We start from the raw sequence: 16,701 nt of genomic DNA on the forward strand, positions 1-16,701 counted from the left end.
TTCTATGGTGTATACAGAATACACAATCCCAAGAGGGAAAGTCCACTCCTTCAACTGGCAGAAATATTACAGTCTGATGGGGTGAAGTCAACCATACCACTTGTGGTCAGAAGACAGCAGTGTACTCTGTTGTTCGGGCAGAATAATGACCAAAAAGCTGCCGTCCTCATAATCCGGCAACTTCAACTATTTATTATTAAATTCCTGTCACCGCTCCGTAAATCAATGCCAGTGCAATTACCGCAGCCGGATGCACTTTCAGCCGCTCCAGCATCAAATAACTTAAAGCCATGATTGCGATTGTCTGTATGCTGCCAAGTGAAGTTTGCGATTCAATGATGAATTGCAAGGTCATAAAGCCGATGAGCACGGCAATGACCGGCTTCACCACTTTCGAAATGTTTTTCACTTCTGCAGAATCTTTGTATTTGAACAGGATGGCCATCAGACCGAGCATCAAAATGAGTGAAGGGGCGATGGTGCTGAACAGGCCGACGAACGCACCGAAAAGGCCGCCTTCCATATAGCCGATGTAGCCTGCCATTTTGGTGGCGATCGGACCGGGAAGTGCATTGCCAAGAGCCAGCACTTCACCGAATTCCTGTGTCGACATCCAGCCGTAGCGGTTGACCACTTCCTCTTCCACAAGTGGAATCGATGCCGGACCGCCTCCATAACCCAAGATGCCGGGGATGAAAAACGCGAGAAAGATTTGCCAGTAGATCATTTGCTCACCACCCTTTTAATAAAGGGAACCAGGACCACCGCAATGAGGACAGCAATCAGGATTGCCGGATGAATGCCGATTACTTCCATTAAGAATGCGGAAGTTACAATCAGAAAAATGGCAACTCCCCAGCCCAGGGCTTTTTGCGATTGCCGGACGAAATTCCAGGTGAGGACCCCGAGCATGACCGCGACGACCGGCACGACCGTCTGGGACATATTCTGCACCCAAGGCACGTCTTTGTAGTTTTGCAGGATGCCGAGCAATAAGACCATCAACAGGACCGTCGGAATGACCGAAGCCGCAAGCGCGACCAGCAACCCCCACAGCCCGCCGATTCTATAGCCGATATAGCCTGCCAGTTTTGTGGCGATCGGCCCCGGCATGGTATTCGACAAGGCGATGGTATCCCCAAACTCGTCGTCATTCATCCAGTGATATTTTTCCACCACTTCTTTTTGGAGCAGCGGAATCACCGCCGGCCCTCCTCCGAATCCCAGCATCCCCGATCGGAAAAACGCCATAAAGACGTTGCTGTATCGAATTTTTTCTTCTGTTACCAAGCTGCAACCGCTCCATCCGTTCGAGATTCGGTTCCGCCGGCAAGCACTCCCGTCTCAGGATTTCGCCAGATGATCTGCCCTCTTCCGAAACTTCCGCCATCAGTCAAAACTTCCATGTCGTGGCCTTTGCGCTGCAGTGCCTGAACGAGGTAATTCGGAAATTCCGGTTCCACGTGGATTTTCTTGCCGCCGACCCATTGCCATCTCGGCATATCGAGTGCCGCCTGCGGATTCAGCAGATAGTCCAGCGTATTCACCACCACCTGGAAATGTCCCTGCGGCTGCATATAGCCGCCCATTACGCCGAACGGCCCCACGGCATTGCCGTCTTTGGTCAGGAAGCCCGGAATAATGGTATGGAATGTTTTCTTGCCCGGCTTCAGCACGTTCGGGTGATTTTCATCCAAGGAGAAATCCGCTCCGCGGTTCTGAAGGCCGATGCCCGTTCCCGGAATGACAATTCCCGAGCCGAAGCCCATGTAATTACTTTGAATAAAGGACACCATATTGCCTTCTTCATCAGCTGTTGCCAAGTAGACCGTGCCTCCTGCCGGAAGTTCATACGGCACCGGCTCGATGGCGGTGTCACCGAGGAGATCCGCCCGCTTTTTGGCATACTCTTCGGATAACAGATGTTCTGCCGAAACCGGCATATCTTTTTGTTCAGTGATAAATGCCTGGCCGTCCGTATAGGCTAATTTCATCGCTTCGATCTGCTGGTGAAGTGTGTTTGCCGACTGCCATTCCGGCGCATCCAGCTGGCTGAAGATATTGAGCGCCATCTGAGCCACCATTCCCTGGCCGTTCGGCGGGATTTCCCAGACTTCGTGGCCTTTGTAAGTGGTCGAAATTGGATCGACCCATTCCGGCTGGTAGCTTGCCAGATCTTCTTTTCTTAAGAAACCGCCGTGCTCTTGCATGAACGCATCGATTTTATCGGCAATTGTTCCTTCATAGAAATCTCTCGCATCGGATTCTCCGATCTTGCGGAGCGTATCCGCATGGCCCGGAGACTTCCAAACTTCCCCGATTGCAGGCGCTTTTCCGCCCGGCGCAAACGTTTCAAACCAGCCTTCGAATTCTTTAGCTGTGAATGATTTTTTGAAATTAGCGTATCCTTTTTGCCAGTATTTTCCGAGAATCGGCGTCAGCGGATACCCTTCTTCCGCATAGCTGATTGCCGGCTGCAAGGCTTCCAGCAACGACAACTTTCCGAATTTCCGGGACAGTTCTGCCCAGGCAGCGGGCACTCCCGGCACCGTTACAGGAACCAGCCCGTGCACCGGCATTTTGTCGTGTCCAAGCCCTTTCACTGCTTCAATGGTCAATGCGTTTGGAGAGGGGCCCGATGCGTTGAGGCCGTGAAGCTCACCTTTCACCCACACCAATGCGAAAGCGTCGCCTCCGATGCCGTTCGATGTCGGTTCCAGCACCGTTAATGCCGCTGCTGTCGCGATGGCTGCATCGATGGCGTTGCCGCCTTTTTTCATTATTTCAACTCCGGCCTGTGCCGCCAGCGGCTGCGAAGTTGCCACCATTCCTTTTTTCGAGAATACAGTATTTCTTTTAGATGAAAACGGGTGATTTAAATAATCCAAAATTTCTCCTCCTGACTGTTATGCAGCGACTCATGTAAACAATTGCGCTGCATTGCGTTTCAAATGATCAACTTATTGAAATTTTACAAACATTTATATAATTAGTAAATTTAAATATATTTAATGTTATAATGAACCAAACTCATCATGGAGGTTTACCATGGACCATAAACTTGAAATTTTCGTCACCACAGCTGAGCAAAAAAGCTTTACCCGCGCGGCTGAACTGCTGCATATGACGCCTTCAGCCATCAGCCTGAGCATCAAAGCACTGGAAAGCAAATTGGACACCAGGCTTTTTGACCGCACAAATAAATATGTGCAGCTGACGCAGGCCGGCTCCATCGTTTACACCCACGCCAAAGAAATTCTGATGCAATACAATGATTTGGCACAGTCGCTGCTCGATTTGGCACCCGAAAGGAACATACCGATTTCCATCGGCGCTGCTTATACGTTCGGCGAATATTTTCTTCCCGGCATTCTTTATGCCTTCTCTAAAAAGCACCCGAACATCCTGCCGAACATCACCATCCAGAACTCGAAAGCCATTGCGGAACAAATCCACAGGCAGGAACTCGATATCGGCTTTATCGTTGAAGCTGACGTTGCAGAGTTTGATGTCGATGTGAATTTATTTTCAGAGGAAATGATGCTCATCGTGGCTCGTCCCGACCACCCTATCAATAAAAATTCGTCAATCGACAAAAATATGCTGGCGTCGGAAACCTGGATCGTCCGTGAAGAAGGATCGGGTACACGGGATATCACCAATAAATTCTTCGCACAGCTTGGCATCGTGCCAAAGCGCATCATGAGTTTCGGCAGTTCCCAGACCATTAAGGAATCCGTTGCGCTCGGCCTCGGCATCTCCTACTTGTCGGAATCCGTCATCAAATCGGATGTTCAGGCAGGCACATTGAAAGGCGTCAGCCTGAGTGATTATCCCAATGAAACAAGCTTCCATTACATCACCCACCAGTCGAAATTCCATTCCCAGGCTGTCCAGATCTTCAAGGAATTTCTGGATTCCTATGTGTTGGGCGAAAAAGTTTCTGTGCATTCAAAACGAATTGCGAGAAACGGCGAGTAAGGGATTTCCGGATTCAACAAATCACTATATGCGGCATTCCATTAAAAGAAGCTGTCCCCCCTGATAAGGAGGACAGCTTCTTTATCTATAGTTTCAAATCCTTCACCGGATTAACGAGCGGCGATCCCTGTTCAATTATTGTGCAGTATAACCGCCATCGACCAGAATAGTCGTGCCCGTCATGAAATCATTTTCACTCAGGAAAATGATGGCGTGCGCAATTTCCTCCGGCTGGCCGAGGCGCCCGATTGGATGCTTGGAGACAAGCTGGTCGTAGAACTCAGGTCCCAGCGCATCGCGGCTGACCATGCCTGATTCGACGTAACCAGGCGCCACCGCGTTGACACGGATGTTTTTATCCGCATATTGCAAGGCCAATGATTTTGTCATCAGGTTGACAGCGCCTTTTGAGGCGTTATAGGCAAACGCGCTGCCTTCCCCCACACTTCCCAGGATGGATGCTGTGTTGATAACGACTCCACCGCCGTGGTTCATCATGTGGCGTACTGCGTGCTTTGAGCCAAAGAACACGCTGTCCTGGTTGACCGCGATAGTCTTGTGATAATCTTCATAGCTCAGATCATGCGTCTCACCTTGCACACCGATACCGGCGTTATTGACCAGAATGTCGACGGTGCCAAATGTATCAATCGCAAACTTGATCATGTTCTCCACCGCTTCCTCGCTGGAAACGTCCACTTTGAAGAATTCCACTTCTCCGTGGCTCTTCAGATTCTCTGTTTCCTGTTTCCCGCCTTCTTCATTGAAATCAGCAATAACCACTTTCGCGCCTTTTGCCAAATACGCTTTTGCGGCGGCCAGCCCGATTCCCGAAGCCCCGCCTGTCACTACTGCCACTTTTCCTGCTAAATCCATTAACATGTCCTCCTTTATTTTGATATCCACCCTCCATATTATCGGAATAATAAGTTAATTCATACTGAAAGCACTTTAAAGTCACAGTGCTCAATCGTTCATTATGGGGGATGGATAGGGGTCGGAAAATAGCACATAAAAAAGGCCTCGCTAAAGGCCTTTTTTGAATCAATGATCTGTGTGCGTCGAATGGTCGTGTTTTTCAGGGAAAACGCTGCGGTCAAGATATTTGTGGAAGAACCATTCTCCCCCGCCAATCACCAAAGCAGAAATGATTGCAGCTGTGATAAGGTCTGGAGTCTCATCAAGCAAAGCTTCTCCCATCAGCCAAATCACCAGGAAAGCCAAGACGATATCCGACACTGTCGCAATTGCATTGCGCTTCGTATGGTCTGAGTCAGCATTATTCGTCTCGTCGTTCCCGACTTTACGGAAAATCATCAAATCACCCAGTGCATAGGCTGCCACAGTCAAAACAGCGCTGATCAACAGCGTATCACCGAACTCCACATCGAAAATTAACGTCAGGATAATCAAAAGGACTACGGCAATCATGAGAAACTTAATAATAAGAGCTTTTAAATGATTCATCGTTTCTTCCTCCTTTTTATTTGTATTTACAAAATACCTATACCCCGCATTTTTAGTATTAATCTTTTTTTATGTATTGTATGTATAGCATCTTCATGTATTCGAACCAAATGCTTTCATCATGTTTGTATTTCCTGCATAATTTAAAGAAAGATTCCAGTTCCATTTAAACTTCAAATAAGAAAAGAGATGATTTCATGTTGCCGAAGTCCGCAAAAACGGAAAAAATATTGAAGCAAGCCATGGATTCAAAAGGATTTGATCAAAAATATAGCGTGGAACAACTGATTATGAACACCACCCTTTATTCGGTATACCTCGTGTCAGAATCGGAACACCCCGGAGCAAAGGATGCAGTGTTGCTGATCGAACATCTTCCAGCCAATGAACCGACAGCACATTTATTGCCAGTGCAAATCAGGGAATCTGCATCTAAGACTGAAACTATAAAGAAAATTACTGACGCTGTAGAACATCACTTTGCCCAAAAAGATGGCTCTTCCTCTTAAATTCAGCGGATACGTTATGAACTGGAGCGCTTTAAAGTTCTGGTGCAAAATGATTGAAGTCGTCCATTAACAGATAAGAAATCATACGAAAAACCCCGAATGATGCACTTTACAAAAGCGCATCATTCGGGGTTTATTTTTTATTGCAAACGTTCGCTAGCCTGCTTCATCTACGAGCAACAACATCTTCTTTCTTCGTTAAGACAAATCCCATCTGTTCAATGGCGATTTTGAGTGTCGCTTCCATTCTTTCCCCCTTCAGGGAATAGGCAAAATGCGGCACGTTCAGCGCGACGGAAGGGGAAATCCCTGTGATAATCGGGGTGACTCCCATGATTTTCAGCGTTTTGATCAAATCGAGCAATGGCTGTTCAATCCGTGAGTCGATTTGTGTGATGCCTGAAAAATCGACAATCAGATAATCGATGCCCTGCCCCACTTTCTCGACTACGTCTTCAATCATCTGGTTGGCGCGGGCGAGAGTGATATGTCCGATGATCGGCAGAATGGAAATTCCGTTCGTCAGCGGAACAAGCGGTGATGAAAGCTTTTGGATTTCTTTTTTGGCCGTTTCCAGCTCCAGGATATAGGTCAAGAGAGATGACAGCATCATGAACATTTCCTGATCTTCTTCGGTAAATGTATACGGATTTTTGTCCAATCCGCAGATGGTGCCATACACTCTTCCGTTTTCGTAGTAAATGGGAATGCCCATGAAGGAGCCATTATTGTAATCAGCTGCAATATCCAGAGCTGCCGCCCCTTCATCTGCGGATATATCCGCTATTGCCAGCGCATCTTCTCCGTGCCGAATCGACAGTCCACAGAAAGTTTGGTCCAGAGGCGATTCGCTGCCTGCAGTAACCAGTTCTTCTGCTCTATTATAGGCGTTCGTAATCTTATTGGTCGTCCCATCATTTTCAGCAATGAATAAGGTATTGATCTGCATGCGGCCACTAAGCATCTTAAGGACCTGATTGGCAGCTTCATTGAAGTTCTCAAACTGCCTTGTGGAGCCCTTTGCCAGGTTTTCCATCTTATTCCTCCTCAATCGGGAGTGCACATATTTAACAATTGCTGCACTTTTTCCATATGTATCAGTCGATTTGATACCAACAATTATTATACCCTACTCTTTCAGATTCTAATCTTTTCTCTCCTTTGATCTTCCCGCAGTAAATCGATGATAACATCCCTAATTTCGCATTACTGTTTTTTTATCTTTTTCATTACCCTAACTAGTTTATACCTAATTTGCAGTCGAAGGCTGCAAGGAGCTCATGAATACAGCATATATTGTACAATGAAAATAATATATATGAGTTTTTATTGCAGAAAAGGAGCGAAGGATATGGACTTTGAAATAAAAGAATCGACAACTTATGAAATTCAGCAGGCATTTGCAACAAATCAACTGACTTCAGTGGAGCTGGTTCAGGCTTATTTGGATAGAATCGAAAAATTCGATAAGAATGGCCCGAAAATCAATTCTGTTTTATCCCTAAATCCTAACGCGCTGGAAATTGCAGCCGAGCTTGATGTAATGCGCGCTCATGGAGGCAACGGTCCTTTGTACGGCATTCCGGTATTATTAAAAGACAATATCGAAACAACGGACCAAATGCCGACAACAGCAGGAGCCATCGCTCTTCAGCATAATTTTGCAAAAGAAGACGCGTTTGCAGCAGCACAATTGCGAAAAGCTGGAGCAATTATTCTGGGGAAAGTTAATATGAGTGAATGGGCTTACTTCATGACTCAGAATGTGCCAAGCGGCTATAGCGGGCTCGGTGGGCAGGTTTTGAATCCTTATGGCCCCGGGACGTTTGAAGCGGGAACTGTCGGAGGTTCCAGTGCAGGAACTGGAGCCAGCATCGCTTCGAATTTTGCCGTTGTCGGAATTGGCACTGAAACTTCAGGGTCGATTTTGAGTCCTGCAAGCGCCAATTCAATAGTAGGAATCAAACCAACAGTCGGTTTGGTCAGCCGTACGGGCATTATTCCAATTGCCAAAAGCCAGGACACGGCAGGACCGATGGCGCGGACCGTCGCGGATGCGGCCATCACACTCGGGGTGTTGACGGGAGTGGATCCAAGAGACCCGGCTACTCAGCTCAGTGAAGGAAAAGCATTGGCTGACTACCGCCCGCACTTGAAAAAGAATGGACTTCAGGGAGCCAAAATAGGCGTCGATATTTCCTTTTTGAATGATGAGGAACCGGAAGAGCGGGCAATTATGGACGAAGTGATTGAAAGTTTGAAATCGCTGGGGGCTGTTGTGGAGGAAGTCACGATTCCCGTACAGCCATTTCAATCGGATGTGTTATGGTATGAATTCAAAAAGGGCATCAATGATTATTTGGGCAGGGTTTCAGACGATCTTCCGGTGAAATCATTGGCAGATGTTATTGAATTTAATAAATTAGATCCGGGGATCCGGATGAAATTCGGCCAAATTGAACTTGAAAAAGCGCTTGGAATGAGCGATGATCCCACCGATCCTATTTATTTGGAACACCGGGAAACCGACCTCAGAACATCAGCGGCTGAGGGAATTGATGTCGTCATGGCAAAACATAACTTGGATGCCTTATTATTTCAGGACAATCGCGGAGCCGCCATGCCGGCAAAAGCGGGCTACCCTTCGATCACCGTGCCTGCCGGCTATACCAGCAAAGGAATGCCTGTAGGCGCCACATTCAGTGCACTGGCCTGGAGTGAACCAAGATTGATCGAACTGGCTTATGCTTTTGAGCAAGCGACCAACAAACGGATAGCGCCCAACGCTTTGTAATGAACGGAATAAATTTTTTAGCATCACAACCTTTCAGAATTTTTACAAAGAGCAACTTTTATCCTCAGGGAGTCACCGTCATCCTTTACTTTCTCCTGAATTGCCGGTACTGTAAACTTAAATAATCTTTACTTGGATTTATACAAATGTCCCTTAACAACGCCCGCGAGAATAGATAATTCTTATCGGCGTTGTTTTTAAGTTCCCAAGAAAAAGGAGTGGACCTGATGACTGAAAAGCAGACGATTCAATCCCTTGTTACTCTTTTTGCTGAAAAATTTCTGGAAGAGCATTTTGGAGAAACGCCGGACAAAACGACAGTTACTTTTCGTCCTCCTTTTCTCCTGATCCACTTGAGCGGCTTTCTAATGCCTTCCGAAGAAATATTCGTCGAAAAAGGAAATTTGGATAATGTATTGAAAACACGTGATATTATCATCGATTCGGAAAAGGATCAATTTTTAAAGGGCTTGCAGGAACACACTGGCCAAAATTTCCGCGATTTGTATGCCGACTGGAATTTAACAAAGCGAAGCGGCGTATTCATCGCCGTAATGGAGAATGTGCATCCGACAGATGTTTTCCATTGGCCGCAGGGAGTTCAGGAAGATACTTTACGGGAAATCATTATTTTAAACAGTATACGAACCCAAAAAAAGCCGGACCAGACGAACTTCTACTGGTTGGACGAGCATATTCTCCTCGTCGAGCGTATAGGCATTCTCATCGATATTGAAAAGCAATTACTCAAAAATGGATTAGCGGAAGAGTTGCGTTTGGCCAAGCGGCCTATGGAACAGCGGATTATTGAATTGTTTAATCTTGAATCGATTTTGAACAGCACTGTTCAAGAGTTGTTTGTGGATTGGAATTTTCAACAGGATCTAAGTTATATGCTTCTGTTACTGAAAAAACAGGACGAATAAGTACCATCCACTCATCCGCCCATCATTATAACCCAACCAGCTGGCTATCAATCGACGGAAAGGAGCTGATAGACATGCCTGAAGAAAAAACTGTGCAAGCCGAAATTTCCGGTTATGTATCCACCCTATTGCGAAAACATTTTGGAAAAGGGCCGACCTCTGTCTTTGTCACCATCAAAAGCCCCTATATTTTCATTCATTTCCGGGGCTTCATCAGTCCGATGGAAAAAACACTGCTCAAGCAAAATGAATGGAAACGGGTATTGGAAACAAGGGATTTGCTGCTGAGTGAGTTGAAGCCACAAATTGCGGCTGAATTATTGGAAATAACAAACCTGGACTTTTCGCATATGTACGTTGACTGGAACCTTTCTATGGAAACCGGTCTGATTCTCGGTATAACGGATGAAAAATCAGCAACCAAAAACTCAAACTGGCCGGCAGAGCTGGATAAAGAAGTCTTTCATGAAAAAATTGGACAAGCAAATGAGGCGTCGCAGCGGAAGCCCGGCTTTATTGAGAGCATTTGGCTTAATGACAGGACCTTGCTTGTAAAACGTCAGGAAATATTGGTAGGCATTGAAAAAGCATTGATTGCCGACGGGTACACTGAAGTTCTAAAGCTGACTAAACGTCCGCTGGAACAGAAATTGCTAAGGGAAGCTTTGTTGGAAAAGACCTTGAAAAGGAAAATAGTAGAAATCTTCATGGACTGGGACTTTGATCTGGATGTGGGTTATATCGTTTTTATTTTGGAGCCGGCCTCACGCAACCATAAATCCTAGGCCAACGCTTATCTTGCAGTCAACAGCAGATAAAAGCGTTTGTCCGGAATAAAATACTTTAAAGATGTAATTCGCTTAAACATCAAATAGTCAATGGTCAAAGGCCTTATAATTTGAATTTATAGAGCCAATACTTTATTATCAGATTGGTAAGTTGATTACAATATAATCAGCTTTCCAGTTAGCAAATGACAGATGAATTTCAAATTACAACCGATACAGCTTCAGCTGTGAATAGATCCAATTTGGTCGAGTATACCAGTCAATAGTGCTGGAAATAACGCCGAAAAGAGGGAAACCTTCTTTTCGGCGTTTTTTGCGTTTTATTGCATAATCACAAAAAAGAAAAAGAGGAGGAAAAGCCAATGGTATTGACCAGGTACAAGAAATCACAAGGAAAAATTGCCATGGGCTTTTTATCCTTTATGCCCCGTGAACAGGATTTTGCCGTTCTCCAGAAAACAATACAGCGATACGAAACAGAGCCGGACTGGCAGCTCTATTTGTGTAGAGAGGGAAATGATATTATCGGAGTGATCGGCATCGAAATAAAGAAATATACTTTCATTGTTCACCACATTTGTGTTAATCCCTCATATCGAAATGGAGGCGTCGGCCATCTCATGGTGGAAAAAGTACAGCAAATGCACGAATCACTCGCTATGTGCACATCTTCCGAAACTCAAGAGTTTCTTGCTAAATGCTGGGATAGACAGCACATTTTGAATGAGTACTTAGTGTAAACAGAAAAATCATTTAGAGGGATTATCAAATTCGAACAGGAAAGGATGAAAGAGTATGCAGGAAATAGAATTCCCACAATCAGTCACGGAAAAGGTGAAATTTATTTTAAATGCTGAAGTTGAAGAACAAGGTGTACAAGTACTCGTTAAAAAGCAGAGAAAGATGGAGATTTCGGCGTACAATCAGTTCTTTAATTGTACAATCGAGCACGATATCTCATTTGAAGATATCGGAAAGAGTGGCGTTGCCTTCAATAAAGCAGAAATTTTTTTACTTCCGGAAGAATACCCCGCATTCTTTTTTACATTAAGCGAACACGATATTCCATTCCCTCCCCAATACCGGCAATGGTGCCAGTCAAATCCTCATATTATCAGTGTTTGTCTCGAATCAGTGGAACCACCGGAACATTTTGCAGAACGCCTGGCAGACGCCCTGCAAATATTCGATATATGACATGCATAGTGAGGACAGTCATTTCAAAATTTCTCAACAAGACTGCAGTAACTGTATCTTATTTGCATAATAGGAAAACAGGAAAAGCATTGATTTTGCTTTTCCTGTTTTATCCTGGAAAGAAAAATTTCAATCGCTCATCTGCATGAAAGTTACCGCTGACAATAATGCAATCATTACTTCACCAACATGAAGAGCACAGCAATAACGGCAGCGCCGCCTAAAAACGCTGTGTAGTTTTTTATAGAGCCTACCCGCAGTTCGTCTTTGAATACATTTACAAGGATCCCTCCTGCAAGTAAGGAGACAGAGATTGCAACGATCACTTCATGTACCGTAAACAGAACAGCAATCAGCCAGCCTATGAAAATTGCCGATACCAAGAACCATCTGCCATATTTATCGTAATCTTCTTTATGAAGGTCTTTAAGTGTATGATCTGTAGCTCCAAAGTGGAGGGCGAGAGCCAGAAAATACAAAGCCAGTTCCCAATTGCTTGCAAAATCCTCCCTCACCAGCAAATATCCGATAATCAGGTTATATAAAAAGAAGAGAGAGATATGGACCATGAAAACACCAAAAGAAGGATTGCCTTCTTTTTCCGCTTCACCAGAACTTTTCGTTTTTGCCACCACGTCCAAACCATAGTAGACAAGCAGTCCGAACAATGCCAATAAATACGTGTATTCGGAAAAGAAAGACAGCCAGCTGCCACTTACAGCTTCATTAATCACCTCAAGGTATTTATTCAGCTCTGGAAAAAGGAAAAGGAATACATAGGAAATAGTCGCCCCACCGGCCAGCGAAAGCCACGGACTTCTGGGGTCGCTTGTTGATAACTTCAAGTATTTGGAACTGAAATGAACCACGATAAATCCCGCAACGAACACTATACTAAGCCAGTTGATGCCATTCATACAACCACTCCTTTGAATGTGTTTGGAAAGCCATTTGCAATTCATTTCGGCTTTAGTTCCTAATCCAATTTTTCCGTCACTGAAGAGAAATCACTATTCGTTTTCATTTATTCCACTTTGTTATTCGTTTACCCCATTTATGGAAAGGTATGCTTATTTCGGCAGCTTCCATCGTTTTCACAGCACCTTCTACATACCAAATAAAAAAGTTATATCACTAAAATGCAATTGGTCCTTTATCTCCATTTATCGATACAATAATACAGGTTATAATTACCTAATAAATAATAATAACTACCCATTATTTATCACTGGTTTGATTGTTTAAAAACCTATTTCAGAAAACTGCCTAAGGCACCAAGATTTTAGTTAATAAACGATGATATATCACAATAAGGAGGTTGTACGAATGGACGAATATCAAAAGAAGGACAACTTCCATGAACACATGTTTGAAGTAATGGTTCAGAACGCACCAGTAAGCATGTACATTTTAGAGGATTGGACATATTCCTATGTCAATCAACATTTTTGCAAGCTTGTCGGCTATACAAAAGAGGAAATGTTACAGCAGAACATTACAACAGACAAGTTAATTCATCCCGATGACTTGTCAATTATGCAGGAAAGCGTCAAAAGAAGAATTGAAAATCAGGAAACCGAGGCTCGTTATCGCCTGAGAGTCTTCAAAAAAGACGGCAGTATGATTCATGTTGAGATTCATGCATCGAAAACTGTAATGAATGGAAAAGCAGTCACATTCGGCACTATTTTCGATGTGACCGATGAAGTCCACGCAACGCTGGAACTCGAGGAAAACCGCGGACGAATCAAATCCATGTTTGATAATAATCCGGATGCAGTCTTCACTTTCGATATGGAAGGGCAATTCACTGATGTCAATCAGGGAGGGGCAGAGCTGTCAGGCCATACACTTGAAGAATTGCTCGAAATTTCTTTTACTCCACTTATTGTTCCCGAAGATTTGCCAATTGCTCTTCATTATTTCGAGGAAGCTCTGAAAGGGAATACCAATCAATACGAAATTTCCATTACCCGAAAAGATGGCCAGCGAAGAGACTTGGAAGTAACCTGTTTCCCGATGAATTTTGAAGGAATCACAGTCGGCGCTTTTGGCATCGCCAAAGATATTACTGACCGAAATCTGCATAAACAATTGCTTGAAGACCTTGTATTCTACGATTCCCTGACCAAACTGCCCAATCGGAAATTGTTTGAAGACCGGTTAAACCAGGTGTTCAAAAATACTGATATACGCAAAAACCAGCCAGTTGTCCTCTTTTTGGATCTGGATCGATTCAAATTCATCAACGATTCGCTTGGCCATCACATCGGAGATGAATTCTTAAAAATAGTGGCGACCAGATTGTCCGAAAATATTCGCCATACGGATACAGTAGGACGATTTGCAGGAGATGAGTTTGCAGTTTTATTGCCCAACTCCGATAGAACAGAAGCGGTCGCTCTGGCGAAAAGGCTGAATGAGACACTGGCGCAACCCTATGAAGTGGAGGGCCACTCCTTATCGGTGTCAGCCAGTATCGGCATCGCTTTCAGTACCGGATCCGGCGAAACTGTAGATGGCCTGATCAAAAAGGCAGATACAGCCATGTATTATACGAAACAATATGGGAAAAATAATTACACCATTTACTCAGAAGAATTGGACCAAGAAACTGCTTATAAATTGACCTTGGAGCAGGATTTAAAATCAGCCGTCAAAAATCAGGAGTTCACGCTCCATTATCAGCCGATCATCGATTTGAAAACAGGAAATATCAACGCAATGGAAGCACTGATCAGATGGAATCATCCGGAGCTCGGGCTGATACCACCCGATCAATTCATCCCGATTTCAGAAGAAAGTGGTCAGATTGTATCAATCGGGAAATGGGTTCTGGAAACAGCCTGTGCTCAAAATAAAAAATGGCAGCAGGAAGGGTATCCTCCTTTTAGAATTTGCGTCAATATCTCAACCATCCAACTGCAGCATCCAAACTTTGTGCAAACGTTAAAAGCTGTACTCGAAGACAAAGAACTCGAATCAAAGTGGCTGGAACTTGAAGTTACAGAAAGTATTTTATTGGAAGATACACAGACCTTAAAAGAAAGCCTGATCAACCTGAAAACCTTAGGCGTTTCCATGTCCATTGATGATTTCGGGACAGGATACACTTCCCTCAGCTACTTAAGAAACTTTTCGTTCGACCGTGTCAAAATTGACCGCAGCTTCATCCAGGACATCGCTGCCGGTTTAAACGGAAAAGCCATCACTTCAACCATTATCTCGCTGGCCAATAAATTGAAGATGGGCGTCGTGGCCGAAGGAATTGAAGATTCAACGCAATTAACCTATTTGACACAAGAAAATTGCGACGACGGTCAGGGCTATTATTTCAGCCGCCCCTTGCCTGCTGAGATGCATATCCTCAGTAAATTTCCCGAAAACATAATTCAATCAATACAGGGCAAAGCAAGTCCTGAGTCAGAAAAAAGTGTAAAAAAATAGTAGAAAGACTTCTATGAAGAAAGGCAAATCCGATGCTTGCACCACAGCATTCGGATTTTTCTTTTTTCTATTTACACAAACCTTTTTCAGCTCTCTGCCGATAGAGAATTTGGTAAGTTTAAGACTGGACTTTTTAAGGGATTACAAGCAGTATCAATCGTCTATAGCTTTTCAGAGGGGGAATACGATGAAATATAAAGGAATAATTTTAGTGATGCTGGCCGCTGTCTGTTGGGGCCTTAGCGGAGTGATTGCCGATATCCTGATGACGAACGGCTGGAATCCCATTGTGATTTCGTTTTATCGCGGGGCCATTGGATTGCTGTTTTTTATAGCATGGTTTTTCCTTCATTTTAAGAAAAACTGGATTGTTTCTGCACCATTATACATGTGGTCATTGATTGCCGGTGTCGGCGTTGCCGGGAATTTCACATTTTATTTCTTAAGCATCCAGGCATCCAGCGTCGCTGTCGCGGCCACATTGATGTATACCGCACCCGTTTTCGTCCTGATTACTTCTTTCCTGCTGCGGCTGGAACGATCCACGTGGTTTAAATGGGGCAGCATTGCCGGAGTGCTTTCAGGAATCGTGCTCCTCACCGGTGCCTACAACATCGACTCGATTGCAGTGAGTTTTTTGGGAACAGCAACGGGGCTTGCATCCGCACTTTCCTATGCCTTGTTCATATTTGCGTTTAAAAAGGCTTCCGAGCTCGGCAAGCCGCAAATCACCTTAACCATCGCTTTCTTGTCATTCTGCCTGATACTATTTTTTATCGCCGACACTCAAGAAACTGTCGCCGTGCTGACTTCTTCCGATATCGGCTTATTTATTCTGTTGGGCATTGTCGGGGCTGGACTCTCTTTTATCCTCTATGTCATCGGGATTCGATTGACCGCCGCATCAACCGCTTCGATGGTTGCCATGGTTGAGCCGGTCACCGCTTCCCTGTTGGGGATTTTCCTGCTCGGAGTCGAACTGACCTTCATTCAAATTATTGGAATGGTGGTTATTCTGTCTACTATTACACTGCTCAGTGTGAAACAGTCTTCGTGATTTTGGTATGGTCAGTGTTTAATTGTTTGTTGGACTGATGTCATGATTACTGCTGGCCACTTTCTTCCGGTTTTTTTGCTTTTCACTCAAATTAATGACTGCTTTGCAGATTCCACTGGAGAGTCTCATTTTCCCGAGAACCAAAAGGGAGCGGACACACCTCGGTGTGCCCGCTCCCAGCTTGTTAAGAAAGAAACGTTAAAACCGATATTCCGCAAAACAGCTTCGAAGGCAGTATCCGACCCCTGCGAGGATATTGCCTTTGCGACGAAGTGCGTAGCACTGCAGGAGCACGATTTTAAGGCTGCTCCTGCATCGCTGCGCTAGCTTCGTCGCAAAGACTCGGCCGAACTACCTTCGGCCAACTCTTGGCTTGCGCTGAGCTAACTCGGTCTCGTTGCACTTCGCCCGAGTGGATCTCAGCACTTCGCTTGGCCCCCTGGGCGTCTTCGCTGTTTTACTCCATATCTCAGATTGCTTTCTCTAAAAGCATATACTTTTAAGTCAGTTTCAAGAAACAAGTATTCCGATTTTA

The 16,701-nt window shown here is 44.7% G+C and carries 16 protein-coding genes; 9 read left to right on the forward strand and 7 right to left on the reverse strand.

The genetic code is table 11. The annotated features are described in order from the left end of the window. Positions 1-196 precede the first annotated feature (196 nt). The 3 genes from ACFQ1X_RS13720 to ACFQ1X_RS13730 are packed head-to-tail and all read right to left on the reverse strand — an operon-like array spanning position 197 to position 2,888. Positions 197-727: a chromate transporter gene (locus ACFQ1X_RS13720; RefSeq protein WP_144838290.1), complete on the reverse strand. Its 531-nt coding sequence runs from the start codon at positions 725-727 to the stop codon at positions 197-199. Then, positions 724-1,272: a chromate transporter gene (locus ACFQ1X_RS13725; protein ID WP_144838486.1), complete on the reverse strand. Its 549-nt coding sequence runs from the start codon at positions 1,270-1,272 to the stop codon at positions 724-726. Before ACFQ1X_RS13725 ends, ACFQ1X_RS13720 begins: the two co-directional genes overlap by 4 nt. 11 nt (positions 1,273-1,283) lie before the next feature. Continuing rightward, entirely contained in the window at positions 1,284-2,888 is a 1,605-nt protein-coding gene (locus ACFQ1X_RS13730) for a gamma-glutamyltransferase family protein (RefSeq protein ID WP_144838292.1), read from the reverse strand. A gap of 160 nt (positions 2,889-3,048) precedes the next feature. On the opposite strand from ACFQ1X_RS13730, the gene ACFQ1X_RS13735 reads away from it, so the two are divergent. Further along, positions 3,049-3,981, forward strand: a complete 933-nt coding sequence (locus tag ACFQ1X_RS13735; RefSeq protein ID WP_144838294.1) for a LysR family transcriptional regulator — start codon at positions 3,049-3,051, stop codon at positions 3,979-3,981. Between the two features lie 135 nt (positions 3,982-4,116). Here ACFQ1X_RS13735 and ACFQ1X_RS13740 read toward each other — a convergent pair whose 3' ends face one another. Further along, entirely contained in the window at positions 4,117-4,857 is a 741-nt protein-coding gene (locus ACFQ1X_RS13740; RefSeq protein ID WP_144838296.1) for an SDR family NAD(P)-dependent oxidoreductase, read from the reverse strand. 168 nt (positions 4,858-5,025) lie between these two features. Continuing rightward, the gene (locus ACFQ1X_RS13745; protein WP_144838298.1) at positions 5,026-5,448 is read right to left on the reverse strand and encodes a YndM family protein; all 423 of its coding nucleotides are present in this window, start codon (positions 5,446-5,448) and stop codon (positions 5,026-5,028) included. A 197-nt stretch (positions 5,449-5,645) separates the two neighbouring features. Here ACFQ1X_RS13745 and ACFQ1X_RS13750 point away from each other — a divergent pair, with 197 nt between their 5' ends. Beyond that, positions 5,646-5,957, forward strand: a complete 312-nt coding sequence (locus ACFQ1X_RS13750) for a hypothetical protein (protein WP_144838300.1) — start codon at positions 5,646-5,648, stop codon at positions 5,955-5,957. A gap of 166 nt (positions 5,958-6,123) precedes the next feature. Here the strand turns inward: ACFQ1X_RS13750 and ACFQ1X_RS13755 are convergent, their stop codons facing one another. Beyond that, a complete protein-coding gene (locus ACFQ1X_RS13755) occupies positions 6,124-6,993 on the reverse strand; it encodes a GAF domain-containing protein (protein ID WP_144838302.1) in 870 nt (289 codons plus the stop codon). A gap of 315 nt (positions 6,994-7,308) precedes the next feature. On the opposite strand from ACFQ1X_RS13755, the gene ACFQ1X_RS13760 reads away from it, so the two are divergent. The 5 genes from ACFQ1X_RS13760 (at position 7,309) to ACFQ1X_RS13780 (ending at position 11,662) form a co-directional block, all read left to right on the forward strand. Then, on the forward strand, positions 7,309-8,751 hold the full coding sequence (locus ACFQ1X_RS13760) for an amidase family protein (protein WP_144838304.1): 1,443 nt from the start codon (positions 7,309-7,311) through the stop codon (positions 8,749-8,751). 227 nt (positions 8,752-8,978) lie between these two features. Then, the gene (locus ACFQ1X_RS13765; protein WP_144838306.1) at positions 8,979-9,677 is read left to right on the forward strand and encodes a Na-translocating system protein MpsC family protein; all 699 of its coding nucleotides are present in this window, start codon (positions 8,979-8,981) and stop codon (positions 9,675-9,677) included. A 74-nt stretch (positions 9,678-9,751) separates the two neighbouring features. Continuing rightward, positions 9,752-10,462 (forward strand): DUF2294 domain-containing protein, encoded by a 711-nt coding sequence (locus ACFQ1X_RS13770; protein WP_144838308.1) that lies wholly within the window; start codon positions 9,752-9,754, stop codon positions 10,460-10,462. Between the two features lie 365 nt (positions 10,463-10,827). Continuing rightward, complete coding sequence (locus ACFQ1X_RS13775) at positions 10,828-11,205, forward strand: GNAT family N-acetyltransferase (RefSeq protein WP_144838310.1); 378 nt, start codon at positions 10,828-10,830, stop codon at positions 11,203-11,205. Positions 11,206-11,260: 55 nt separating this feature from the next. Next, positions 11,261-11,662, forward strand: a complete 402-nt coding sequence (locus ACFQ1X_RS13780; protein WP_144838312.1) for a hypothetical protein — start codon at positions 11,261-11,263, stop codon at positions 11,660-11,662. A gap of 176 nt (positions 11,663-11,838) precedes the next feature. On the opposite strand, the gene ACFQ1X_RS13785 is transcribed toward ACFQ1X_RS13780, so the two are convergent. Further along, a complete protein-coding gene (locus tag ACFQ1X_RS13785) occupies positions 11,839-12,579 on the reverse strand; it encodes a hypothetical protein (RefSeq protein WP_144838314.1) in 741 nt (246 codons plus the stop codon). Positions 12,580-12,988: 409 nt separating this feature from the next. Here ACFQ1X_RS13785 and ACFQ1X_RS13790 point away from each other — a divergent pair, with 409 nt between their 5' ends. Both ACFQ1X_RS13790 and ACFQ1X_RS13795 read left to right on the forward strand, forming a co-directional pair. Then, positions 12,989-15,109, forward strand: a complete 2,121-nt coding sequence (locus ACFQ1X_RS13790; protein ID WP_379083007.1) for a sensor domain-containing protein — start codon at positions 12,989-12,991, stop codon at positions 15,107-15,109. Between the two features lie 187 nt (positions 15,110-15,296). Continuing rightward, on the forward strand, positions 15,297-16,166 hold the full coding sequence (locus ACFQ1X_RS13795) for a DMT family transporter (protein ID WP_144838318.1): 870 nt from the start codon (positions 15,297-15,299) through the stop codon (positions 16,164-16,166). Positions 16,167-16,701: the final 535 nt, after the last annotated feature.

Source organism: Metaplanococcus flavidus (genome assembly GCF_042675885.1).
Lineage (GTDB): Bacteria > Bacillota > Bacilli > Bacillales_A > Planococcaceae > Planococcus > Planococcus flavidus.